This is a genomic window from Paenibacillus sp. GL_099_B, from assembly GCF_057835695.1.
The window spans coordinates 2,862,725-2,888,277 of the sequence record NZ_CM174430.1 but is presented as its reverse complement, the minus strand read 5'-3'; the positions used below and the strand labels follow the sequence as shown (position 1 = coordinate 2,888,277).

Annotated in this window: 22 protein-coding genes; 3 read left to right on the top strand and 19 right to left on the bottom strand. The window is 45.4% G+C overall.

Annotated features, from left to right (window positions below; all coding sequences use genetic code 11):
* Positions 1-84: 84 nt before the first annotated feature.
* The 3 genes from AC3ITG_RS13495 to AC3ITG_RS13485 form a co-directional block, all read right to left on the bottom strand.
* Positions 85-1,188: an NADH:flavin oxidoreductase gene (locus tag AC3ITG_RS13495; RefSeq protein WP_489254018.1), complete on the bottom strand. Its 1,104-nt coding sequence runs from the start codon at positions 1,186-1,188 to the stop codon at positions 85-87.
* 323 nt (positions 1,189-1,511) lie between these two features.
* Complete coding sequence (locus AC3ITG_RS13490) at positions 1,512-2,825, bottom strand: hypothetical protein (protein ID WP_489254017.1); 1,314 nt, start codon at positions 2,823-2,825, stop codon at positions 1,512-1,514.
* A gap of 283 nt (positions 2,826-3,108) precedes the next feature.
* Positions 3,109-4,158 (bottom strand): 2,3-butanediol dehydrogenase, encoded by a 1,050-nt coding sequence (locus AC3ITG_RS13485; RefSeq protein WP_413378039.1) that lies wholly within the window; start codon positions 4,156-4,158, stop codon positions 3,109-3,111.
* 409 nt (positions 4,159-4,567) lie between these two features.
* On the opposite strand from AC3ITG_RS13485, the gene AC3ITG_RS13480 reads away from it, so the two are divergent.
* The gene (locus AC3ITG_RS13480) at positions 4,568-5,611 is read left to right on the top strand and encodes a LacI family DNA-binding transcriptional regulator (RefSeq protein WP_489254016.1); all 1,044 of its coding nucleotides are present in this window, start codon (positions 4,568-4,570) and stop codon (positions 5,609-5,611) included.
* Positions 5,612-5,751: 140 nt separating this feature from the next.
* Here AC3ITG_RS13480 and AC3ITG_RS13475 read toward each other — a convergent pair whose 3' ends face one another.
* The 3 genes from AC3ITG_RS13475 to AC3ITG_RS13465 form a co-directional block, all read right to left on the bottom strand.
* On the bottom strand, positions 5,752-6,726 hold the full coding sequence (locus AC3ITG_RS13475; protein ID WP_489254015.1) for a D-2-hydroxyacid dehydrogenase family protein: 975 nt from the start codon (positions 6,724-6,726) through the stop codon (positions 5,752-5,754).
* A gap of 192 nt (positions 6,727-6,918) precedes the next feature.
* Positions 6,919-7,170, bottom strand: a complete 252-nt coding sequence (locus tag AC3ITG_RS13470; protein ID WP_489254014.1) for a hypothetical protein — start codon at positions 7,168-7,170, stop codon at positions 6,919-6,921.
* Between the two features lie 33 nt (positions 7,171-7,203).
* Positions 7,204-7,788: a TetR/AcrR family transcriptional regulator gene (locus AC3ITG_RS13465; RefSeq protein WP_489254013.1), complete on the bottom strand. Its 585-nt coding sequence runs from the start codon at positions 7,786-7,788 to the stop codon at positions 7,204-7,206.
* Between the two features lie 244 nt (positions 7,789-8,032).
* On the opposite strand from AC3ITG_RS13465, the gene AC3ITG_RS13460 reads away from it, so the two are divergent.
* Entirely contained in the window at positions 8,033-9,253 is a 1,221-nt protein-coding gene (locus AC3ITG_RS13460) for an MFS transporter (RefSeq protein ID WP_489254012.1), read from the top strand.
* Positions 9,254-9,449: 196 nt separating this feature from the next.
* Here the strand turns inward: AC3ITG_RS13460 and AC3ITG_RS13455 are convergent, their stop codons facing one another.
* The 10 genes from AC3ITG_RS13455 to AC3ITG_RS13410 form a co-directional block, all read right to left on the bottom strand.
* Positions 9,450-9,899 (bottom strand): SRPBCC family protein, encoded by a 450-nt coding sequence (locus tag AC3ITG_RS13455; protein ID WP_489254459.1) that lies wholly within the window; start codon positions 9,897-9,899, stop codon positions 9,450-9,452.
* A gap of 182 nt (positions 9,900-10,081) precedes the next feature.
* Positions 10,082-11,173 carry an HD-GYP domain-containing protein gene (locus tag AC3ITG_RS13450; RefSeq protein WP_489254011.1) on the bottom strand — a complete coding sequence of 364 codons (1,092 nt, stop codon included), beginning with the start codon at positions 11,171-11,173 and terminating at the stop codon, positions 10,082-10,084.
* A gap of 275 nt (positions 11,174-11,448) precedes the next feature.
* Entirely contained in the window at positions 11,449-13,284 is a 1,836-nt protein-coding gene (locus AC3ITG_RS13445; protein ID WP_489254010.1) for a UbiD family decarboxylase, read from the bottom strand.
* 278 nt (positions 13,285-13,562) lie between these two features.
* Positions 13,563-14,900, bottom strand: coding sequence for a sensor histidine kinase (locus AC3ITG_RS13440; RefSeq protein ID WP_489254009.1), 1,338 nt, complete (start codon positions 14,898-14,900; stop codon positions 13,563-13,565).
* Positions 14,897-15,565, bottom strand: coding sequence for a response regulator transcription factor (locus tag AC3ITG_RS13435; RefSeq protein WP_489254008.1), 669 nt, complete (start codon positions 15,563-15,565; stop codon positions 14,897-14,899). The genes AC3ITG_RS13440 and AC3ITG_RS13435 overlap by 4 nt, the downstream gene beginning before the upstream one ends.
* 44 nt (positions 15,566-15,609) lie before the next feature.
* On the bottom strand, positions 15,610-17,574 hold the full coding sequence (locus AC3ITG_RS13430) for an ABC transporter ATP-binding protein/permease (protein ID WP_489254007.1): 1,965 nt from the start codon (positions 17,572-17,574) through the stop codon (positions 15,610-15,612).
* A 174-nt stretch (positions 17,575-17,748) separates the two neighbouring features.
* Complete coding sequence (locus AC3ITG_RS13425) at positions 17,749-19,041, bottom strand: amidohydrolase (RefSeq protein WP_489254006.1); 1,293 nt, start codon at positions 19,039-19,041, stop codon at positions 17,749-17,751.
* Positions 19,042-19,120: 79 nt separating this feature from the next.
* On the bottom strand, positions 19,121-19,414 hold the full coding sequence (locus AC3ITG_RS13420; protein WP_489254005.1) for a hypothetical protein: 294 nt from the start codon (positions 19,412-19,414) through the stop codon (positions 19,121-19,123).
* An 89-nt stretch (positions 19,415-19,503) separates the two neighbouring features.
* A complete protein-coding gene (locus AC3ITG_RS13415; RefSeq protein ID WP_489254004.1) occupies positions 19,504-20,601 on the bottom strand; it encodes a saccharopine dehydrogenase family protein in 1,098 nt (365 codons plus the stop codon).
* A complete protein-coding gene (locus AC3ITG_RS13410) occupies positions 20,585-21,292 on the bottom strand; it encodes a class I SAM-dependent methyltransferase (protein ID WP_413378014.1) in 708 nt (235 codons plus the stop codon). Before AC3ITG_RS13410 ends, AC3ITG_RS13415 begins: the two co-directional genes overlap by 17 nt.
* 128 nt (positions 21,293-21,420) lie before the next feature.
* Here AC3ITG_RS13410 and AC3ITG_RS13405 point away from each other — a divergent pair, with 128 nt between their 5' ends.
* Positions 21,421-22,536, top strand: a complete 1,116-nt coding sequence (locus tag AC3ITG_RS13405) for a helix-turn-helix transcriptional regulator (protein ID WP_489254003.1) — start codon at positions 21,421-21,423, stop codon at positions 22,534-22,536.
* Positions 22,537-22,679: 143 nt separating this feature from the next.
* On the opposite strand, the gene yidC is transcribed toward AC3ITG_RS13405, so the two are convergent.
* The 3 genes from yidC to AC3ITG_RS13390 all read right to left on the bottom strand — a co-directional run bounded on the left by yidC (position 22,680) and on the right by AC3ITG_RS13390 (position 25,545).
* On the bottom strand, positions 22,680-23,546 hold the full coding sequence (yidC, locus tag AC3ITG_RS13400) for a membrane protein insertase YidC (RefSeq protein ID WP_489254002.1): 867 nt from the start codon (positions 23,544-23,546) through the stop codon (positions 22,680-22,682).
* The gene (locus AC3ITG_RS13395) at positions 23,483-23,833 is read right to left on the bottom strand and encodes a hypothetical protein (RefSeq protein ID WP_177031107.1); all 351 of its coding nucleotides are present in this window, start codon (positions 23,831-23,833) and stop codon (positions 23,483-23,485) included. Before AC3ITG_RS13395 ends, yidC begins: the two co-directional genes overlap by 64 nt.
* Positions 23,834-23,925: 92 nt before the next feature.
* Positions 23,926-25,545: a DUF4153 domain-containing protein gene (locus AC3ITG_RS13390; protein WP_489254001.1), complete on the bottom strand. Its 1,620-nt coding sequence runs from the start codon at positions 25,543-25,545 to the stop codon at positions 23,926-23,928.
* Positions 25,546-25,553: the final 8 nt, after the last annotated feature.

Below are 25,553 nucleotides of genomic sequence, written 5' to 3'. Positions count from 1 at the left end.
AAAAGCCGCCTTTCGGCGGCATCAAGTTTGTTTTCAGTTTTTGTCGCTGTTGGCATTTGTTCTTTCGGACCCCTAAAGCTTCCCTTAATACAGTGTTTTCAACACTTCCGCTGTAAAAGGAACGATTTCGGACTGGCGTCCTCCGCGAACTTTGTTCGGCCATTCCGGATCACTCAGCAGTACACGCCCCAACGCGATCAAGTCAAATTCATTATTCTCCATTTTCTCGTTCAACTGATCCAGATGAGCGTCACCCGTTCCCTGGTTTTCGTTCGCTCTGTCCACGAATTCCGCTTCGAGCCCTACCGATCCAACAGAGATCGCCGGCTTGCCACTTATTTTCTGTGTCCAGCCTGCAAGATTCAGCTCTGAGCCATCAAATTCCGGCAGCCAGAATCGACGGGTTGAGCAGTGGAAAATATCTACACCTGCAGCCGTGAGGGGTGCAAGGAATTGTTCCAGTTGTTCTGGTGTTTCCACCAGCCGTGCGTCGTAGTTCCCCATTTTCCATTGGGAGAAACGAAGTACGATCGGGAAGTCAGGACCTACTGCAGCGCGACATGCTTCAATAACTTCAACAGCAAAACGCGTGCGCTGTGCCAGATCGCCTCCATATTTATCCGTACGACGATTGGTGTGTTCCCAGAAGAATTGATCAATCAGGTAGCCATGAGCCCCGTGAAGCTCAATACCATCAAAACCGATGCGCTGCGCATCTGCTGCTGCTTGGGCAAACGCCTGGATAAGACCCCTGATCTCGTCTTCTGACAATGGTTGTCTCTCAGGTTCACCTGCCATGCTTATTCCCGATGGGCCTACCGGCTCAGCTTCTGCATTAGGCAGATCGCCTGAACGGCGGGCTGTACCCACATGCCACAATTGTGGCATGATTTTGCCACCTGCCTCATGGACTGCCTTGACTACATTCGCCCAACCCTGCAGTGATTCTTCACCATGGAACAGCGGAATGCTTGCGCCACTAATGGATGAAGGGTGGTTAATGCCCGTTCCTTCCGTAATGATCAGCCCTACACCTCCGGCTGCTCTGCGACGATAGTATTCCACGACCTCTGGTCCGGGTACTCCTTCGGGTGAAAATCCACGAGTCATGGGTGCCATGACGATCCGGTTGGACAGGGTAAGCTTGTCCGAGATAAATGGTTTAAACAAAGCTGACGGTACATTCATTGTGTATTGCTCCTTTACGATTAGATTGGAAGAAAACATGTACACTTTCTTGCACATGCTCTTGTATAACTACCACAAATGTTAATCCGCGAGTTGGTTAAGATATATCACCTTTCTATTTTATAGTTTCTGATTTTTATTTTCAAATTTCGATCAAAGGGGTATTACTAATCTCTTGAACACAAAAATAGAGCAAGCTCGATGTAGCTTCATCTAAGAAGTTCTACGATCTTGGCCTGCCCTGTACAATTAACCTAAACGGCTCTCTCTGTAACCAAAAATGTGGATGAAGCATAGTATATAATCCATAATCTTCCTTACATTTAATTAGAATTAACAGGGATATCATTGCGATTAACTCTGAGTAATTTGCCTGATGAAGTCGATAGAACGTCGGGGTCTGTGCCCAGCCCAAAGTAGAAATCACCTTCGTGTTCTTCAAAAGACTTGGCGTACGTGTCCTGGTTAAAACGGAGGATTTCATTCCATGTGTTCAGATCAGTCGATTGATACACCCGGTTTATATAGAGATTCGCACTTTTGCGTGTGTAAGTAAGCACATAGACTTTCCTGTCCCGAAGCAATAGATCCGTAGGAAGAGCTTGAGTATCTGGCAAAATGACACGCGTTGCCTGATTAATGTCGGTCATCACATTCAAGGATTTGGGTAACAGTTGCCCATCATTGAATACCCCTCCGGCAATATAAAGCAGCTTATTGTTGAAATTAATGTTTTTCCCTATTTTATTATAAGGGACTGTGCCCGTTTGATAGGATAACCCTGGGAGCATTTTGCTACCATAAATGACCACGTCTTTCTTTTCAAGCTTCTCATTAATCTCTAATACATTGGTTTTATCGCCCCAAATTTTATTAGCAGGATACATCATGCCTGATGCATATAATTTGCCCTTGATCTCAAATAACGTATATGCCCTAAAGCCAAACGTATTGATAGTGGCGAATTTTTGCCAACTTTCGCCTTGATCATGAGAGATTAATACGGTCGGTTTCTGCTCGGTACCCAGCGCTGCAAACAGTTTGCCCTGATAGGAAGCCAAATCGTATACGTGTACACCTAACGGCAGATTGCGATACTTTGTCCATACATCTCCATCTAACCGATAGAAATTTCCCATATCCCACTGCTCACCATCCGAATCATTTCCGGGAATATACAATTTGTCATTCAGCACTTTATAAATATCAATCTGTTCCTCATCCACGAACAATTTGGTCGAAGGAACGATGCTCGGATTGCTATTGGTGACGGACTGGGTTATAAATTTGGGATTGGCTGTATCGTAATAAATGACTGGAATAGGACCCGCATTAGGTGAAACACCTAAATTACTGCTGTTCCCATGACCCATATATATTTTCCCTCTGTACAGCTGCAAGTCCCACACATTATTGGCATATGGCGCTTTCTTAAAAGGTCTTCCAAGCAACTGGATCTTGGACGTCACATCGGCGGATGTGATAGGCGCATTGGACACCTTGGCAAGTGCCCGTTCGATAGTCGGCTGCTGATCCGTTGAAACATTGTTTTTGGGTTTCGAATTACCCATAAGCAGCCAGCCCATGCCTGCAACTATCGTCAAAATCACGGCTGCCCATTTTGTATTGCTCTGCATGTCCGCTTCCTCCTTTATTTTTATGAGATAACACCTTTACATCAAAATGATACAAATTGTATCTTTTCATATTATGTAAAATGACACGTACTTGCAACAAATTCCGCCCGTTCTGTGCAAAAAAAATAGACAATCGCATCCGAAGATGCGTTGTCTATTTGTCATTCATTCGTTGTGGCTGCCTACCCTTTGCACATCAGTTCCAGTTGAGCTTTAGCTGGTTGCCTGTTGCCATTTGCGGACTTCCACTCTATTATTTCGTCTTGTTATTTGCTTGGTAAATTTACTCTGCTTTCACCAGAATTTTAACCTGGTTTTTCTCTTTCAGCAGCGCTTCAAATCCATGCTCTACCACTTCGTCCAGGCTGATTCGTTTGGTTACCAGCTTGTCTGCCGGGAAGAAACCTTTAGCCATCAAGCTAATAACCGCCGGGAATACGTCACGGTAACCAATAATGCCATTGACCGTACGCTCCTTCATGACAATGGAGTTTGGCAGAATCGGTGCTTCCTGTTCAAAAATGCTGACGATCATCAATTCACCGCCAATACGCGTTGAATCAATCGCTTGTTGTAGCACCCGTGGAACACCTGTTACTTCATAAGCTACATTCACGCCGCCTTGGGTGCGTGCATGAATTTCTTCCACTACTTTGTATTGTGTAGGATCAATAACAATGGCGCCAAGTTCTTCCGCTTTGGCTTTACGTTCTTCGGATAATTCCACGACATAAATATCCGATGCGCCAGAAGCTTTCAACGCTTCAATAACCAACAACCCGATTGGACCCGCACCAAAAACAGCCGCAGTGTCGCCGACTTTCAGTTTGCTTTGACGAACAGCATGAAGAGCTACTGCGGAAGGTTCCACCAATGCTCCCTGCTCGTAAGAGATGGAATCAGGAATGGCATGCACCATGTATTCCTCAGCCGTTACATACTCCGAGAAACCCCCGCCTCCCCCAGCCAGGCCCAAGAAACCCATCTGATCGCACAAATTATATTTCCCTTGTTTACAGGCTTCACAATGACCACATGCATAGATCGGTTCTACCACAACGCGGTCACCTGCCTGAAAACGTGTCACGCCTTCTCCTACTTCAACGACTTGTCCTGAAAATTCATGCCCCATCACAACAGGTGCTTGTTCCCCTGTTAGCGGATGTGGTGCTTGAGCCGGAATGAAGATCGGGCCAGCAGTGTACTCGTGCAAGTCACTGCCACAGATCCCACACCACTCCACTTTTATTTTAACCTTTCCCTGTTCAGGGCGGGGTTCATCAATATTTTCGAGACGCAAATCTTTTACTCCGTGCCAACGCAATGCTTTCATTTGTTTCATCTCCCAGATCATAAGTTTTGATATAATCGGAAACGTTTCCGTAAGTTAAATATGTCACATTTTAAATAGGCTGTCAAACATAATTTGTCACACATATGTCTATCTTATGAATTTTACGTCGATAACTTTGGTGTAATGCTAGCGTTTTCAATGTATCGATAGTTTTTTTGCTCTTTGGCTTCCTCTCCGTTCTCGTGTAGATGTTTAATTCAATTTATTATAGAATCCGCTATTTATCCATTCGGTTCTTTTGGAAAACAACAGACATCTCTGACCTTTCAATCGTATTCACGGGATACTTATTGGATCAAATGTTATAATCAAGGTATAGGATTGTCATTCCATCCGTATATATTTTCAAAATTCGGAATCGTTTCCGATGAAGTGAGGTTAACTAAACGTGAGTAAAGATCAGAAGGTTACGATCAAGGACGTTGCAGAACTTGCAGGTGTAGGTATCGCTACCGTCTCCCGAGCCATCAACAATTCCGATGGCATCAGCAACAAAACACGGGATAAAGTCATGCAAGCCATTGATGAGCTTGGATTTGTCCCCAATACCTCTGCCCAAAGTTTGAAAATACGCCAGACACATCAGATCGCACTGGTTGTACCCGATATACGCAATGCCATCATTCCTGAGATCTCTTGGTCTGTTGAACAAACGGCGAAGCAGCATGGGTATCATGTGGTTCAAATCAATACGGCGGGTAATGCACGAACGGAACTGGAAACCATTCGTACGATCAAAAAACTGCACGTGGACGGGCTTATTTTCATGCCTTTGGCATATCCCAAAACGTTGCCTGGCTTAATTGATAAAGCTCCCCTTCCCATTTCCATGATCAATTACGGTAAAAAGCTGGACCCCGGCATGAAAGCAGATGTCGTTTCTCTTTCACAGCCTGAAGGGAAACTGGTGATGGAACATCTGATTAAGATTGGACGAACCCGCATTGCATACGCCGGTGCTCCCAAAGATATTATTGAAGAGCGTTATCGGGCATATGAGCAGGCACTCGGACATGTGGACATCTCGCTTGTTTACTTCGGAGAAGATTTTTCATTGAATACGGGAGCTAATGCAGCAGATTATTTCTATGGGCTGACTCACATGCCAGATGCTGTATACGCGATTAATGATATGGTTGCCATCGGACTGGTAAATCGGTTTAAAGAACTCGGCGTTCGTGTACCTGAAGATATCGCTGTTGTGGGCGTCGATAATAACCAATGGACTACCGTTACGTCTCCGCAGATCAGTTCAGTCTCGATTATGGGCGAAGAAGTGGCCCGACTTGCTACGGAATTGCTGTTAAAACGGATTCGAGAGATGAGCACCACGGATTACGAGCATATTCAATTTGAGCCACGGTTAATTGTGCGCGACTCCAGCGTTGCCATGATCCGCTCATCTTCACAAGGACCACCCGCAGAAGAATGATCGCGAAGTCACCGGATTTAATGGACAATCCAAACCTTCGAAAACACAAAAAAGGTGCTCACCAGGAATGAACTTCGTCCTGAGAAACACCTTTTTTATCTTCACTCACACCCTTTTATCTCAACCCCACCTCCGAGCAATTACTTCTTCGTAAGCAATTGTCTAATCGGTGTTCCTTTCATAAACATCTCAATATCCTCTACGGTATGGTTAAAATAAATGGCATAATTACCTTGAGTCACATAACCCAGATGCGGTGTTGCCAGCAGATTAGGCAGTGTACGCAACATATGATTTACAGGAAGAGGTTCCTGTTCATATACGTCCAGACCCGCCCCGGCAATCCACTCATTCTGTAAAGCTTCGACCATCGCCTCTTGATCCACAATGCCTGCACGGGACGTATTGATCAATAAAGCGGTATTTTTCATCCGTTGCAACTCGGCTCGTCCGATGAGATTACGAGTGCGATCACTTAGCACCAGATGAATGGAAACAATATCGCTTTGTTCAAGCAGCTGTTCCTTGGTCTCTGCCCATTGAACTCCCTTTTCCTCCGCTCTTGCCTGTGTCAAATTCTCACTCCAGGCGATCACTTTCATGCCAAAGGCTTGTGCAATCTCTGCCATTCGGCTGCCAATCTTGCCTAAACCGAGCAATCCCAATGTCTTTCCGTGCAAATCCATGCCTACTGTACTCTGCCAATTCCGATTGGAACGCAGTGCGTTATTTTCAGTTACCAGCTGTCTGGACAGACCCAGAATCAGCGCCCATGTGAGTTCAGTCGGCGGGTTCGAGCTGCCTTCCGTGCCACAGACGATTACACCACTTTCTTCAGCAGCCTGGAGGTCAATGGAGGCATTGCGCATGCCGCTTGTAATCAGAAGCTTGAGTTTGGGCAATTGAGTAATCACGGATTCAGGAAATGGTGTACGCTCACGCATCAAGACAATAATTTCAAAATCCTGCAGTTCCTGAACGACCTTCTCTTCTGATCCCATGTAATTATTGAACGTCTGAACCTCAACCCGATCCAGGATAGGAGTCCAATCCGCTGAAGAAAGGGCTACATTCTGATAATCATCCAATATGGCACAACGCAACTTCGTCTGCATGGTTGAATCTCCTCCTCATTTATGTGCATCATCAAACAATCTTTGAACATGTTACCCGAATATGTAAATCATATTATACATCCTAATTTAATCTATACCCTATCTGTATTGTATCAACTCAAGCCCTCATCTGCCTAATGTCCTCAGACACAAAAAAAGAGCAGGAACAGGCTTCCGCTTCTCGCTCTCACTTCAAAACAGTTTGAAAAGCAGCGCCGTGATCAAAATGGCCATCGCCACTTGAAGCAAGGACCGTATTTTCCAAAAAATCGTATCTAATTTCGATTGATCATTCTCTGTCAGGGAACCCACAATAGCAATAAAAGCAAGCATGCCAATCACAATCAAACTGAACTCGATGATCCCCATCCCGCCGTATGTCGTCAGCAGCACACCTATAATGTATAAAACGACAAGGTAGATCCTATGAAAATAACGTTCCATATGAACACCCTTTCTAAAAATGAAATTCTTCCCTCATTCCTCAAGCAACGATAACGTAACCTTAATACTCTGCTGCACAAACGAACGATCAGGCTCCGATTTCATCATCACGGTCAATCCAATCATCGATACAACCAGAGACTTGGACAACGCACTTGCGTCGAAATCATTAGATAATTCCCCGGTTTCCTGCCCCCGTTCAATCTTCTCCTTGAAAATCGCCGCCAGATACATCTGGTGCTCGCGTGTCAGAACAGCGAATTTGGGGTCATGCGGAGCCAGTTCAACCATCGTATTAATGCAAAAACAGCCGTGACGAGCATCTGTCACATCCCCTTCTGCTCCAATATGTTCAAATAAGGCACGGAAGGCTTCTTTTACAGAGGATGTATGTTGAAGCCTGGATCTGACCTGAGCGGCATGCAAAGTCGTATATCTGCGAAGTGCCGTTTCAAACAATTCCTTTTTGTCACCAAAAGCCGCATATAGACTGGGACGCTGAATCCCCATGACTGTTGTCAAACCACTTAAGGACGTCGCTTCAAATCCCTTATCCCAAAAAATCTGCATTGCCGCTTCCAGCGCCTGATCCGTATCAAATTCCCGTTGTCTAACCATGTATTCACCCTCTTTATGTATCGATCAGTATACAACTATTTTAATCTATATCCAAATCCCACGTCAAACCTATCTCAATTTATAAAAGAAAATTTAATCATTCCATTTTAATTCTTGACATCGTGTCAAAGCGCGAAGTATGTTTATTCGGAATCATAATGTACTGATCGGTATATTTAAATTCAACCGTGTTCTTACTGCTCCCCTAACTTAGCACATTCGAATACAGAAAGGTGAATCATTCATGCAAAATGCATCTCATCAAGCACATCCCTTCAGCGAAGGACGTTCAGGCATGTCCCGACTTGTCGCGCTGTTATTTGCCCTGTGCAGCGGACTGGCGGTAGCCAACATTTATTATGCCCAGCCTTTGCTCGACTCCATTGCTGACGAGTTTAGTATCTCTCATTCCTCTATTGGAATCGTTATTACCGTAACCCAGATTTGTTACGCCCTCGGATTGTTATTACTGGTCCCACTTGGTGATCTATTGAACCGGCGCAAGCTGATCATTATCCAGATGCTTTTATCCGTAATCGCCCTGATTGCTGTCGGTACCTCATCATCCAGCCAGGTTCTATTCTTTGGAATGGCCGCCATCGGGCTGCTTGCCGTGATTACACAAACACTCGTTGCCTTTGCCGCCTCCCTGGCTGCACCTTCAGAACGAGGGCGTATCGTCGGTCTGGTCACAAGCGGAATCGTCATAGGCATATTACTGGCGCGAACCATAGCAGGCACCTTAAACGATTGGATCGGCTGGAGATCGGTCTATCTCTTCTCTGCCAGTCTGACATTACTGGGGATTATCGCCCTGTTTCTTGTACTCCCAAAACACGAACCCAAGCGAGAGAAACTAAGCTACACCCAATTGATAGTTTCTGTCCTGCAACTGTACCGTGAGCTGCCTATTCTGCGAACACGCGGCGTTCTCGCCACATTGATCTTCACAGCCTTCAGCATCCTGTGGACTTCCATGGTTTTTCCATTAAGCGCTCCGCCACTTTCCCTGTCACATACTGCTATTGGAGCCTTTGGTCTCGCGGGAGCTGCTGGTGCCCTGGCTGCTGCACGTGCTGGAAAACTGGCTGATCGGGGGTTGGGACAAAAGACGACGGGCGTCGCTCTTGTCATATTGCTTCTATCCTGGCTGCCCATAGGCTATGTTCACCATTCTTTATGGCTGCTTGTAGCTGGGGTAATTATGCTGGACCTTGCCGTGCAGGCCGTACATGTCACCAACCAGAGTCTAATCTATGAAGTTCGACCTGAGGCGCAGAGCCGTTTGACGGGCGCCTACATGATCTTTTATTCAATAGGCAGTGCTACCGGCTCCATTGCTTCTACTCAAGTGTACGCATGGGCAGGTTGGACTGGCGTTTGCTGGCTGGGTGCAGGCGTGAGTGCCGCTGCGCTTCTGTTCTGGGCCTTTGATCGGTATATCCATCGGAATTCGGATCAATAAATGAGCTTAATCCAGCTTATTCCACACCACAATAAACAGAGTGGCTAACGGACCAAATAACAGGGAAATCAGAAACCAGTTACGCCCACTTCTGTTTTTTCCCTGAGCAAGTCCGGCATTAATAAGGGCAAGTGTGCCCCAACCCACGAAGGTATTCGTTTTCCATCAAATATCATCTCCTCCTAACAGAAAAGCTCTATCTATTCTCTAGTAACGCCTTTAGCTTCAAATTACGGCTCTCCAGGAAAGCCTGCATATACCTCTTGAGTACAATCCGCTCTGCAACCCAGCCCAGAATACCAAGGGGAGCTTCAAATCTCAGTGTGTCTCTCATACAAGTGGACTGCTCACTAAGCTTGCTGAAGCTGTGTTCATGTCTCATGCTCTTGAAAGCACCTTTCTCCATCTGATCCACAAAGAGATACGGCCGATTGTACTCGGCGATCCGGGAAGTCAGCTTCTGCCTTATCCCGAAATGGCTTGCTTCGAATGTTACCGTATCGCCTTCGCCAATTCTGCCCGTTGTCACACCAGCAACAGCCTGCTCACGGGTATGTTTCCAGACTGTCCGGGTATGAATATCAATGTCCCGCGCATAGTCAAAACATCGATCGATCGGCGCATGTATTGTAATCTCGGTTACCACTTCAATCAAGGACGATCTCTCCTTTTCTGCTCCCTTTTCCTAAAAAGGAAGATTAAGGTCTTTGCAAAGTATACTCCTGGTCACTATCAAGAACAACGCAGTGCATGATATAAATTGAAAACGGGTCCCCTGTCATCTTGTAGGAGGCCCGTTTTCTGTATGAATTCATTTGTTATTCAAATTTAGATAATTAATTCATTAATGGCAAGAGTGCGTTCTTTGGACAGATCACGATATTGTTCCGATTCCACCTTGATCAGTGGTTTGAAAATATCGGATGTATTGTTCATGACAATAACACCCCGCTCGCCGTTGCTCAGCAATACTTGTTTACCAATAAAATTAGGAAGCAGATGCTGCATCAAGGCCTGAACCGGCTTCTCATTCAATTTGCCGAATCCCATCGCATAGATATCGCGCAAGTTGTTGATCAGATTCGGATTGCTGCTTCCGTGACTACCGGATCTCATCCCGATGTATATGTCAGCGACAGATACGATCTGTGTGTATGGATGAATCTCGTCTTTCTTCAGTTGCATCGGATATCCGGTACCATCCTCCAGTTCATGATGCTGAAGAGCTACCAGCGCTGTAGCTTCATCCGTCATGGAACTTTTGATAATATCATGTCCATAGATCGTGTGACGCTGCAATTCGAGCTGTTCATCTGCGGTTAACGGTTCCATCTTGTTGCGTATCCGATGAGATACCTTGCATTTGCCGATATCGTGAAGATAGCCACCACGACTGATCTGATAACTTTCTTTTTGGGAATAACCAAGCCAGTTGGCTAGATAAAATGACAACAGTCCAACCTGAATGGAGTGTGTGTAGTTATTGACATCATCCCGTTCCAGCATCATCAGGAGATGCACGACATCCTTTTGCTCGTCCAGTCCCTCCACCATCGGTTGAAGCGCATCGTCCACCATTGTTGCGTTGAACTTGCCCACAGTCAGCGCTTCGAGAAACGCGGATTGATAATTATGTACAGTTTGTATAAATTGGGATTTCATTCCTTCTTCAGGCGGTTCTTCCTTGGTGCTTGTGCTTGCTCCAGATGCAAATTTTGCTGCAGCAGCAAAGAATTCCGCTTCCGTGATCTCTTCCTCGCGTGGTTCAATATCCACATAGTCTACGCGGTGCTGCATCAGCAAGGTGATATCTTCACTTTTGATCACAGTACCCTGACCCAGAACGTGTAATCCCGCTTCGCTGAATGTATCCGCAGTTAGACGGTCTCCATCTTGCAGGTTCATAATATGGATTCTCAAATCGGTATTCCCCCTGAACAATCATTTATAGTCAACAGTACCCGTTGATCGGGTCCCAAAAATCCCTATACTACTTTATATCGATAAATACATTCTTTTTCTCCATAGTCCAAACGACCTTAATCGCAAAAGGAAATACGAACGTATAAGACTTTATTCTCAGTCCCGTTTTCAAAAAAGTCCCGGTTTGATTTTGTATTTAGATAACGGACAACTTGATTTACACATATATAACCAAAAAGCCCAAAAAATATTTGGGCTTTTATTGAATTCAACTAAATTTTGATCGAGCTCAGGCTCGCTCCCTGTACGAAAAAGCGTTCAATGCCTTTCTCAACAGATGGGTCCGGAATTAACGGTGGTGCCTGATGCGGCTTCACTCTGGCATCGATAATGATCTGGTCACAACCCCAATGTTTATAGTTGTAACTGCTATTCACACCGTACATATCATGGGACGGATTACTGCGGGTAAATGTCGCCCACAAGAAGTTGCTGAGATTCGCACTCAGGAAAGAACTATCGTCACATAATATAATCATTGGACATGAAGACAGGTCTCCTTTTTCCTTCAGCATGTCTGTAAATGCCTTCATTTCTTGTTCTGTATCCGCATAACTGGTGAAAGGCACACCCTGAATGGCTACAACTCCTGGCATCACGAGCTGCGGATTGCTATACCCCCGGATATCCTTCAATGTCTCCGGTACTTCACGGCACAATTCCCGTTTCTTGTCCCCATAGGCTGCAAATACAACCTTACTGCCGCTGTTCAACCCGGTTCCCGAGTAGTCCAGCGTATCGATCGTTGTGTTGGTATGGAAATGAATGTCCCGGTGCAGATCCATTCGTTCCAGGATGTACGTCAGGAACTCCACTTCCTGGTGCGTATCCAGCGGTTGCTGATCTTCTGCTGTGATAAACAAATACTTCGCCAGACTGAGCTGGCCTGTACCCAGAATACGACTCGCAATAGTCAGCAGCTCTGTTGGCTGTTTTACCGTCTGATAGGGCGTATAACGTTCGCTTCCAATCGCGAACAGAAGCGGATGCACTCCTGCTGCATCGACAGCATGGACTTCTTTCACACCGGGAACTTCCTGTTTAATGGCATCACCCGTAATTTCGTGAATCAGATCCCCAAATGCGGTATCCTCTTGCGGAGGACGACCCACCACGGTAAATGGCCAGATCGCATTCGGCTTGGCGTACACTTTATGCACTCTCATTAGCGGGAACGGATGGGTCAGACTGTAATATCCAAGATGATCACCAAACGGTCCTTCAGGCTTCGTCTCGTCCGGGTAAATATCACCCGTGATGACAAAATCGGCGTCATTGCTGATGCAATACCCATCTTTATAGCTGTAACGGAAACGACGGCCGGCAAGTAGCCCCGCGAAAGTCATCTCACTGAGTCCTTCAGGCAAAGGCATCACTGCAGAAAGTGTATGTGCCGGCGGGCCCCCAATGAAGATGCTCACTTTCAGGGGTTCTCCCTTTTTGACTGCTTTGGCCTGATGAATACCAATTCCGCGATGGATCTGATAATGAAGTCCAATTTCCTTATTCAGTTCATAATCATTACCACTTAGCTGTACCCGGTACATGCCCAGATTGGAGTTCATGATGCCTGGCTTGTCCGGGTCCTCCGAATAGACTTGAGGCAGCGTAACGAATGCTCCACCATCCATAGGCCAATGCTTGATCAACGGCAGATCCGAGATTTGAATCTCTTGCGCGGTTACAGGCAAACTGATGGACTTCTGCTTAGGGAGAGCCTGCCAGGCGGCAAGACCTGTGCTGATATGCTGAAAAGGCGTCTTGAGTGCCTTCATTGGATCATCCCGTACAGCCATGACACGTTGTACACCTTCAAGCGTTCCACGGAACATGAATTTGCTTCGTTCCAGTGTACCGAACAGGTTCGAAACAGCCTGGAACTTGGAGCCTTTCACATTTTCGAAAAGCAGAGCTGGGCCTTTCGCCTCATGCACTTTCATATGTATCGCTGCCATCTCCAAATGAGGGTCAACTTCTTCCTTCACTCGAATCAAATGTCCATGCTGCTCCAGATCATTAATGCAATCTTCCATATTGCGATATTTCATTGGATGGCTCCATTCTGTATATAATAAATTGTTATGTTCATATATTCACATAGATGTGCAGGGGTAGCGGATAGAATAAACGTTGAATCTACTTCACTCTCGTCACCCTACAAATGGATTGATACTCGCATCTCTTCTATCTTATCAAATCATCTGCCACTAAACAAAACAATATATGAGATCTTTCACGCAGCACTCACCAAAAAGCAATATTCAGGCAACAGGAGTCCTATATTCATAAGGACCACGATTGCTTAAATATTGCTAATTGAGCTTACTTAAGATGTAGTCGAAGGTCTGGGAATCGTAACCGTAAACTGCGTTCCTTCTCCAACCCTGCTCTCCACATCAATAGTACAATCATGTAATTTCAAAATTTTAATCACGATGGAAAGCCCTAATCCATTCCCTCTAAGAGCACTGCTCCGTGCTTTATCGACCATATAAAATCGATCGAAAATATACGGAAGCGCCTCCTCGGGTATTCCTTGTCCTGAATCTCTAATTGATACCTTCACGAATGACATGGACATCTCGATTTCGATGTGAATGACACCGTCGGGACCCGTATATTTTATAGCATTGTTGATTAAATTCTGCCAGACTTGCTCAAACAAATCTTTATCAACCGTGATTTCGCAAGGCAATAAATCCAATTCAATCTTGATATTTTTGCGCGCCCACTGGGGTTCTGCTAATACGATCGTTCTTCTTAATTGCTCATCTAATTGGAACGTACTGAGATTAAACGGATGGTGCTCCGAATCCAGCGAGGCTAACCGGAGTAAATTATCACTAAGCCTGGAAAGGCGTAAAGTTTCCTCGTATATGATATCCAGATGCTCTTTCTGCTCTTCCAAAGGGATGACACCATCTTGCAGCGCTCTTGTAAATCCTCTAATCGATGTTAGTGGAGACTGCATTTCATGAGAGACGTTACTGACAAAATCATCACGCACCGAGTCTATTTTTTGCAGCTCACGGGCCATATGATTAAAGCTCTCCATCAGCTCACCAAACTCATCTGGATTATTATGTTTCAACCGGACAGATAGATCGCCTGATGCCATTTTCTTAGCTGCAGCCGTTAGTCTTTTGATAGGTCTCACAATGTACCCAGACATAAACATGATTAATAAGCTTCCTATAACCAGGACAGTCAGTAGCGATATAAATAGTGTACGTTTCACATTATGAAAAATCGATGAAAAATTAATTTTGATAAGGAGCGCATCTTTCTCTTCATTCATCCTGGGAACACCAACGAACGCTGTTTCATCTTTATTGGAAAGAATAAACGCTTCCGTGGTATTTTCATCAAATAATTCATGAACTTTATCAGCTGGAAAGGAAGCAAGCAATTCACTTTGTTCATTCACAGCATTTATGTTCAAGCCATATCGCGCAAAGAGATTCAATCCAGTTTTCACCTTTTCCGGATCATCGATCAGGTTTATCATCGAAGCGATATCTTCGGCAATGGTCACCATGGTATGATTCGGTGTCTTTTCCTGAGGTCGCATGTTTAGTATAAAGGAGAAAATCAAACTGACAATCACAATACCAATAAATGTAGCTACGATTCGTAGGCGCAGGCTTTTACTCACTATTTTCATACAAGCTCCAGACGATATCCTAGTCCTCTGATTGTCGAAATAATCAGTTCCGGGATTGGTTCAAGCCGTTCTCTTAACCTTTTGATATGCACATCAACGGTACGCTCATCACCTTCATAATCGATTCCCCATATATCTTCTATAAGCTGTGTACGTGTGAATATTTGCCCTGGCAAACTCGCCAAAGCAAACAACAATTCACATTCCTTCTTTTTCAACTCAACCGTTTGAGCTCCTGCATCCACTGTCAAATTGCTCAGATTAATCGTTGCACCACCTATATGAATAACATTCGATGAAATCTTGTTGTATCTCTTCATTAAAGATTTCACACGCAAGATTAACTCTACAGGATCAAAAGGTTTTACTAAATAATCGTCTGACCCTGCATTGAATCCTCTGACTTTATCCTTGGATTCTCCCTTGGCAGTCACCATTAGAATCGGAATATCCATATAAGATCGAATATCTTCGGTCAGTTCAATACCATCTACACGTGGCATCATCACATCTACAATCGCTAAATCAATTTTGGTATGAGACAAGATGTTCAGTGCTTCTTGCCCATCCGCCGCTTCCACGACGGAAAACTGATTAGTTTCAAGATATATTCGAATCAATTTGCGGATATGGGAATCATCATCAACCACAAGAATCGTGTTCATTTATGCATTATCCTTTCCGCAATGTTCATTATTCACAACTGAATTTATTCATATCGTAAGGATTCCATCGGGTCCAGCTTGGCAGCTTTGGATGATGGCATCAATCCAGCGATGATACTAATCACTGTACTTACAATGATTCCGAACACAATGTAGTATCCCGATAGATTTATTAGCTTAGCTCCAAAGGCGTTGTCCAAGAGAATATTCAACACATAACTAATAATTATCGCAAATACTACCGCAATGATACCACTGAATACCCCCAATAGAGCAGATTCAGAAAAGAAAATCCGCTTGATGTCCTTCTTTCTTGCTCCAATCGCACGAAGGATTCCGATTTCCTTCGTTCGTTCCACGACACTAATGTAAAGCACAACCAATATCATAATACCGGATACGATCAACGAAATGCCTGCAATACCAGACAGAACGATCGTGGCCATGTTCACATATGTCGTGATATTTTCCATGATTTTTGCCGTCTGGGAGCCTGAGAAGCCTGCATCAACAGCTGCTGCATTAATATCATTGACATATTTCATATCGGTTGCATAAGCGTTAACCTGAATTGGCCCAATCGTTATTCCTTTGTCCGTATACATTTGCTCCAACGTCTGTGATGAAATGTAACCCGGTGATTGCTGCATTGGTGATCTTTGATCTGACGCTTCATAAATACCAGATATGGTTATTTCTTTCTCCAAAGTTACCGGTTTATTATTGCCATCCATCTCATTGATATATAGAAACACAGACTTGCCGATCATGGATTCAGCTTGGTCATTCCCGCTTAATTTATTCGCCGTATCGAGGGGTAACAACATCTCATTTTCTACCGGAAGTGTACCCGTTGTTATCATTGCTGGATCAAAAGCATCCGTTAACGTCGTTAACTGCGTAAGTGCCACACTTTGCTTTGCATTAACCATAGTTGATTTGCCTGTAATGGTAGTGATGGTCTCTACATGATCCACATTAGGGAATTTGCGAATGGTCTCAATGTCGGCTGTTGTAAAAGGTTCGCCTGCTGCCATCAAGGCTTGCGGGCCTTGCATATCTTTGGCATCTGCACTGGGCTTCGTTATATCCACAAGCAAAGGGTCCATACTTGAATTGATTTCGTCGTTCATATATGTCGTTATTCCATTACCCAATGAGAGCATCAGGAGTACGCTTAAAATCCCTATCGACCCACCCAATGCAACCAGTACATTACGCTTGCCGTTGAGTTTCATATTTTTGAGAGCCATTTTGAAAGAAGCCAGTAAGCCCAAGTTTCTGGAAGCACCACTACTGCCCTCATAGGTAGTCAAGGAACGATCTTTTAAATGGATATCATCCTTAATCCGTCCCTCCTCTACCTTCACAATACGTGTACCGGAATCAGCTACTTTCTGCGAGTGAGTTACTGCAATGACCAGCATTCCTTTTTGCGCAATGCTGTCCAGCAAAGCCAGAATTTGATCCCCGTTTTCCTTATCCAAAGCACCTGTTGGTTCATCCGCCAAAATAATGTCTGGATTGTTCGATAATGCACGAGCAATGGAAACCCTTTGCTTCTGTCCACCTGACAGCTGGTTAGGCCGTTTATTCAGATGATTCTTCAGCCCGACCTCGGTCAAAATATCTATAGCGCGCTTATTGCGTTCCTTTTCACTTGTGTCCGTCATTTGCATAGCAATCGTAACATTTTCCAGCACAGACAGATGCGGAATCAGATTGAAATTTTGAAACACAAAGCCGATATTATTCTTCCGATAATCATCCATTTCCTTCTCAGTCATGGCACTTAAGTTCTTTCCACGAACAAGGATCTCCCCTTCAAAATCGGAGTCCATTCCGCCAATAATATTCATAAGGGTTGACTTTCCGCAACCCGATTCACCAAGGATCAAGACGAATTCTCCTGTCTCAAAGCTCAAATTCACATCGTGGAGCACAGGAACCTTTTCCTTACCATACAGCGTGTATGATTTCTTCACATGTTTTACTTCTAATATAGTCATCTTGATCTCTTCCTCTCCAAGTCATGCGCTCTATCTGTTTAGTTGATGTTTCACATTCTAACAAATTTGTGTGAACTGATAATGAACTGGACAATCCGCGTCTGCCTGGCAAAAAAAATACACCTGCAGCAACTTGAGGTGTGAACCATATCAAGTCACTGCAAGTGTCAAAAATCAAATCCCTTCAACAATACGCTTCGCCCGAACCTCTACCTGACGGAAAAGTTCTTCCTCATCAATCGTTAGCAGCTGCCTGCCTCTCATTAGCACACGGCCATTCACAATGGTGGTATCTACATCGGCGCCATTCACGCTGTATGCAAGCAATGATTCCAGCTCGTGAACCGGCTGCAAATGCGGTTTCTTCAGATCAATCAGAATCAGGTCGGCCTTGCGCCCAACTTCCAGCACACCTACTTCATCCTGAAGGTTCAACAGACCTGCACTTCCCCGTGTAGACATGTGTAGTACCTCTCTTGCCGACAACCGGGTAGGGTCACCATAATCCAGCTTTTGCAGCCAGGTCGCAGCCTTGATCTCTTCAAACATATCGACGGTTGTCGCACTTCCTGCCCCATCGGTTCCAAGACCCACATTAATTCCCTGGGCAATCATCTCGGTAATTGGGGCAATTCCGCAGCCCAGCTTCAGATTGCTGACCGGATTGTGCGCTACTCCACCACGCATGCCTTTCAATCTGCCAATATCTCTGCGATTCAGGTGTACGCCGTGGGCAAGCAGTACGTGTGCTTTTTCAAACACACCTGCCTCTTCCAAATACTCCGTTGGCGTCATGCCATAGCGTTCACGAATCTTCACAACTTCCTCTTTCGTCTCAGCCAGATGAATATGGATGGGCACGTTCTCCTGTTCCGCCATCGCGATGACTTCCCGCAAAGGTTCTACTGGGCAAGTATAGGGAGAATGCGGGCCATACATCGTCGTAATTCGACCCTCAGCCTTACCCGACCAACGCTGCACCAAATCGACCGCTTCCTGTAATCTGCGCCCTCCGTCATCCTCCACGAATACCATTCCGCGTGTGAGCGATGCCCGAATACCGGTTTCCGTTACCGCTTCTGCGATTTCATTCATGTGAATGTACATATCAGCGTAAGCTGTAGTTCCTGAACGGATCATCTCGGCGATGGATAATTGTGCTCCCCAGTATATATCTTCGGATGTCATCCGGGCTTCTGCAGGCAGCATCTTACGGTCAAGCCAGTCCATCAGCTTCAGATCATCCGAGAATGCTCGTAACAGACTCATCGGTGTATGCTGGTGAGCATTGATCAGGCCCGGCATTGCCAGTTTATGTTGACCATCCATAATCTCATCACCCGGTTGAGCCTGAATGTGGGGAACAATCTCTGCGATACGGTCGCCTACAATGCGAATATCCCCCTTGAAGGGGGAATCGGTGTCTTTCATCGTTAAGATTGTGGCTTGCTGGATTAATATACTCATTCGTTTCACAACTCCTCTAGGTTGGATTGCCTTACTTCCAAATCCGAGGATAAGCCTTCACGTAACGGTAAGGTCAAGATTAAGTTAATTTTTGAGTCGTCATTGTTCTGAAACTTTGGATAAAAGGCTTGGGATCTATGTTGACCATATAAGGATAGACCCCGGTGCTGGTATGTAGATAGAAAAAACCACCTTCATTCCCCATTCTCCGAAAGGACATGTCGAACACTTCAGTAATGTTAAACTCGCGGTATTTCGTTACAATCTTGTCCGAGTACAGGATCATGGACCGATCGCTCTGCATTACTTTCTGTGCGAGACCCGTCACTTCTCTCTGTACTTTGTAATAAGGCAATACAGCAATGCAGTTCATGATCTGCCTCCGTTCTAGCCATGATTATTTTGTTCCATCATAGCAGATCGGAGAGCCTGAGCAAAAAATGATCCAACAACATATATGATTTACGTGATCTTCGTTGTTACTTTCAATGGAAAACGAAGTGCTTCCTGAATATTCTGCAAGGAAAGGCATTGTTCAATGTGAAAAACACCATGCGGCAGTTCCGTCCGATACATTCGCTCCGCTACTGCCGCCGCAACTGCTGCTGTTGCATCTGCTTCACGCTCGCCAACCAGCAGCTGCTCGACATGGACTTGTTTGCCCTTTTTCCATCCCACTGCATCTACCTTAACCGCAAACATCGGCTCCCCTCCGGGAATAACCCCAAAAGCCTTGACCGTACCATTACGAAGGGAGGGAATACGCAGTAGTGTGAACAGCCCAATACGTTTCGAGAATGCCATGGATCTGGTCACCCAACGGGAATCGAGACATAACCGGGTGGACACCGTTGGAATACGAAGTGTACGAGCAACGACGTGTTGATCCGAAAAGTTAAACCGATACGCTTTCCTGCGGCCCAGGTCTGCGCCAAAATCAATCCATTTACTATCGTGAAAACTTTGCACTTCGGCTGGCTTGCCCTTTTTCATGACCTGATAGGTGGCATTCATCTGATCCACAGTCCACTCCACCGCGGCTTTCCCGTGTTTCTCACCTAGTCCCAACATGACGGTGATGTCCGCTTCGTCCACTTGTTCCATATGGGCACCTGCTTCACGCACAAGCAGATTGGTCACACCAGGCGACAGTCCCACACTGAGCATCGCTGTTGCTTTGGAACGCTGCATTTTGGAATGCAACTGTTCGACCTGACCCAGAAAGTCATAATTGGCCGAAATATCGATATAATCTGTCCCTGCTTTCGCACAAGCCTCGACAAATCGGGTATCCGTCTGGTCCACACACATGATCACCAACTTGACCGATTGAAGCATAACAGGATCAATCGCTTTTCGTACATCCAATTGAAGCGGCTGGACTATACCACCCGTAGATCGGCTGAATTCCTCAGCCCGGTTCATCCGCGTACCTGCCGCCCATACCTTGCCGGGAAACGAGCGTCCCAGTTGCGTACATATCATTTGCCCCACCTGACCATATCCGCCAACAACCCAAATCTGGTCTTTCACAGACTCTACTTTAGATTCGTTTCGCATAATATCCCTCCACCCAGAATGCTCCGAAATAACGTGTAATGTGCGAGAATCCGCATTCTTCCATAAGCTCTATCATTCGTTCAGATGAGATGGGATCCGACTCTCGGCCAAGGGAAGCTGCAAACCGCTCCCATTCTTCAGGCTGAATACCATTACTTAACATGTGATCCTGCCAGGCTTGCATCATGGTTGGATATACAGAAGAATGAAGATCGGCATTCACTGCTGCAATAATGAGTGGCGCTCCAGGCTTAAGTCTGGCCGCTAGATTGGACAGGAACCGTCTTTTGGACTCGATCCCCTGAATAAAATGCAGCATTAGCATGCTTGTCGCCGCGTCGTATACCCCCTCTTCCGGCAACGATTCAAGCGTTATTGATTTAAGTTGCACTCTGGCGTCGACCCCCGCTTCCTGGACTCTTCTCTCTGCTAACTGAAGCATCGGCTGGGAAGGATCTACTCCAGTAAACGTCCATCCCGCATGGCGAGAACCAAGCAGAGCTATTTCCTTACCTCCACCGGCTCCGACAATTAGTATTTTAGCCTCGTTGTTATCCGTGATAGAAGCGGCAAGAAGCCGCTCCATCAGATCATGCATATGAGAATAACCCGGAATTTTCAGGGCTATCGATTGTTCGTAACGGTTTTCATCCGCCGTATCCCAGCTCATAGATGGTTGATTGTGGTCCATCGTACTACACTCCTCATGGATTCAAGTTAGACTTGACTCTTCGCTCGTCTAATTTCATTATAAAAGGATACGCAGAGCGTACAATCCCAGAACAATGGGATATCTGCATGAGGAGAGGAGAAAGCTTTATGACATCACGTATGGAACGGAACCAGCGACTCATTACTTCTCTCGAAAAAGGAACCTGGACCTCGCGCACCTACCGGGAAGCTGTATTGAAACAAATTCAGAATATCGTTCCCTATGAAGCGTATTGCTTCACAACGGTTGATCCACAGACTCTTCTCTCAACGGGTGCCGTGACGGAAGACGGCATTGAAGCCATTCATGATCGGCTGTTCGTTAATGAATACATGGAAGAAGACATACATAAGTATGCTGATTTGATTCGCAGCGGTGAGTATACAGCGATTCTTCGGGCATCGATAAGCGGAAACCCAGTATCCAGCGCTCGATATCATAACATCCTTCAACCCGCAGGTTTCGGTGATGAACTTCGGGCTGTACTGGTCAGTGGCGGAGCCTGTTGGGGGTATCTAACCCTATATCGCAAGACGGAACAACCCTTATTCACGGAAGAGGAGCGACTGAGCATTCAGGCCTGGACACCTTCTATTGCATTGATGTTACGATCCACAAGTCTGACTCTTGTGGACGAGATTAAGAGCGGAAGTCCCTCTGACCCAGGTATTATGATCACATCCGACGCTTTCGAGCTGTTATCCGTGAACGCTCCCGCTCAATATTGGCTATCGCAATTACGTTTACTGGAGCATGTGGGACCAGATGTATTGCCACGCCCAGTCCGTGCAGTCAGTTCGCATTTACAGCGTCAGATTCGTACACATACCGATTCGACAGTTCCGCAAGAGCCTTCCCATCCTTCGCCCTCCAAAGTCTGCATTCAACTCCTGGATGGTCGTTACCTTGTGCTTTATGCCAGCCGCATGCAACAGTTTTCAGGCCCGGATCAGATTGCGATCAGGCTTGAACAGGCTATGCCACAGGACTTACTGCCTTTACTCGCCGAGAGTCATGGGTTGTCCATTCGGGAACGGGAACTATTGGGTTACGTGCTGCGCAGTTATTCTTCCAAAGAAATTGCTGAAGCGATGCATATATCAGCCTACACGGTACAAGATCATTTAAAATCCATTTTTTCCAAAACAGACGTATCCTCCCGCCGTGAGCTAATCTGGTATTTTGTATCCCGTTTCCAGTTGTCTGATGAGCCGGCAATTTGAAAGTTATAACCTGGACATACAAAAAGATGCCTTGTCCCATGGGACAAGGCATCTTTACGCTACATTTTGGTGAAAAACATCAGTTATATCAACACATACGTTAGTTTATACGATTCTACTGCACCATTCTCATGAGTGAAAAATTAGGACTTAGCGGGCTTCGCAGGTTTGATGTTTTTGTTCTTTACCTGCACAGACACGGGCTCTTGCAGGTGTTCAACCGGATACAATTTGCGGAACAATAACGTCTGCAAGACCAGGAATGAACCGCCGATCGTCCAATACAGCGGCATCGCTGCAGGTGCCGACAGCGAGAAAAAGGCCATCATCAAAGGAGAGATGTATCCCATGATTGCGAACTGTTTTCGTTGTTCCGGAGCCATATTGGCTTGCGAAACCTTGGCTTGGATCAGATAAATAATAGCTACCACGACTGCAAGCACATAGTCAGGCGCTCCTAATTTGAACCACAGAAAGGAGTGAGAAGATAGCTCCGGCGTAAGCCGAATAGCCGTGTAGATACCTGACAGAATGGGCAACTGAATCAGCAGTGGCAAGCATCCGATATTCAGCGGATTGAACTTGTGCTTCTTGTACAGCTCCATCGTTTCCTGCGAAAGCTTCTGCTTATCGGCTGGGTCGTTTTTGCCCTCATACTTTTTCTTGAGCGCATCCATCTCCGGCTTCATAGCATTCATGATCACTCGGGTTCCTTGCTGAGATTTTGCTTGTCGCATCATCAATGGCAACAACGCAAGACGGATAACGAGGGTGATCACAATAATGGCTACCCCATAACTTCCATCAAATATCGTTGCAATGTGCTGAATGAGATACGACAGTGGAAATACAACATAATGGTTAAAGAACCCTGGTGTTGATGAATTAATCTCTGAGACGTTGTTACTGCATCCAGCCAGTAGCATAACCGCAAAAAGAATTGCAATCAGGCCATAGATCCGTCCCTTGCCAGATGTAAAAGTGAACCCCTTGCTTGTCTTATGTTCCATATATATCCTCCTCGTTGATTTGTAGAAAGTACATACAACGAGGAATGGCAATCTGGTTCATCTTCATCCGGGGATTCTCTTCGTCTGACGATTCGACTTAATGCTTCAGGTCTGTGTTGTCCGTCCAAGGACAAGGTTGGCAATCCAGGTTCCAGACCACCTCCGGCCCCACCTTCCATCCAGTACTCTGTAATGCCGCAATGCAGATGGGCAATATAAGCGTAACTGACTGTGAAAATGAGTCCGAGTGAAAATATATACGGTATCAATTCCTGAAGTTCAAACAAGGGATTCACCCCCTTTATAGGTTAGTTTTTATAGTATAACACTTACATATTGATTTTGCATAAATTCATTGCTGGAAAACAGGTAGATGAATTCATTCCATTCTCAATGTGGACAATTCTAGCTTAGCTCTATGTTTTGCACTATTAAAAGAAGTCCAGGAACTGTCTGCTTCATCCAAGTCGAAGTTGGCTTGACGATCCAACATTTCCCCTTTCAAATTCGGGTACTCCCTCTGGGCAAACTCTCGTAGTAGAGGAACGGCATCTGCAGATAAACTTGCCAAGTAGGATGCATCAATAATGCCTGTCTGATGATATCGTGCAATATTGAGCTCCGCAATCCGTTTATCCATACCTACATAGTTTACTGTCACATAGGCTGTAAGGGACAGTACAATATACCAGCGGATCAACGGTATGGATGTATAACGGATTCGAAGAGCGGCAATAAGCAGCAGCAGGGCCAGAAAAATCATAAATGCATGTACGAGAAATCGAATGTAGGTATATCCGTAAGCCTGTTCATATAGGTTGAGGCGTATAAACGCCGAGTACAGCATGATTGCGGAACAACCCACCAGGACAAAGAGAAGCACCTGATGTACAACAGAACCTATTTTGCCGCTTGAACGCGTGAACTGAAGGGCGATGATCAGGATGAAAAAATTAATGCCTGTTACCAGTATCAGCTCCACAAATCCACTTCTTGCATACTCTGCATAGGACAAGTCTGACGGAAGCTGTCCTTCACCCGCTCCAAAAAGGTAAGAAAATTGTACAAGCACAAACAAAACGTACACACAGTTGATAACCAGCAGCATCGTGCCCATAATGACGGGGTCCAATCTAAATGGTTCTCGATGAGCTTGAGTAAGAATCGTCTCTGATGAGATCTTATTCGTTGTCTGATTCTCCTGTATGGAAGTCACGGAAACGCCTTCTCGCTTGTCGATTTCTGAAGCAGATACAATAGCTTTTTCATTTTTCCAATGTGCATTCTCTCTTTTCTCTGCTTCATATTGCATCGGCTGCACGAATCCCCATACGTAACTGAACAATAAAACGCCCGCAATGAGAATCCAGATCACTCTCGGCAGCCCTGGTGTCAGTGTCAGTTGATTTAACCATTCCGGAAAACCAGATAAATACTGATTAAAAATCCCATCTGCAGAGGAGAGCAGTGCTACGACCACGATGAGGATGGGAACGGATGCGATAAGGCCAATGAATACTTTGAAAGCAACCGTTTTCTGTGTTTTGCCCAATCCCCGCCCTCCTCTTTTCACAACAATACTTGCAACGGTTCCCCAATGGCGGATGGATTGTGGTAGCAAATGGTCCATAGCGGTACCGATCAATCCAATGTCCCACCATTGTCTCGGTTTTCTACCGATAAGATAAGTCATATGTAAGATAATAAGTCCCGGTACGACCAGAAAATTAAGTATACGCAGCGGTTTATTGTCGTATAACAGAAACGTCAGCGCCAGCATCAGCACCACCCCAGCCATAAAAGCATCAATCATTGTCACTGTCCTCATGCGATCCCTGGCAAACAAGAACATAAAGCCATAAAAGAGGATAACAAAGATGGGATAAGAAACACCAAGCTCCTTGCCATAGAACAAATACTGATGAATGATAGCTAACATTAATGCGGATAGTAGCGTAATTAAAGCGCGATTGGGTGAAGCCATTATCTTATCAATCATGGGAAATA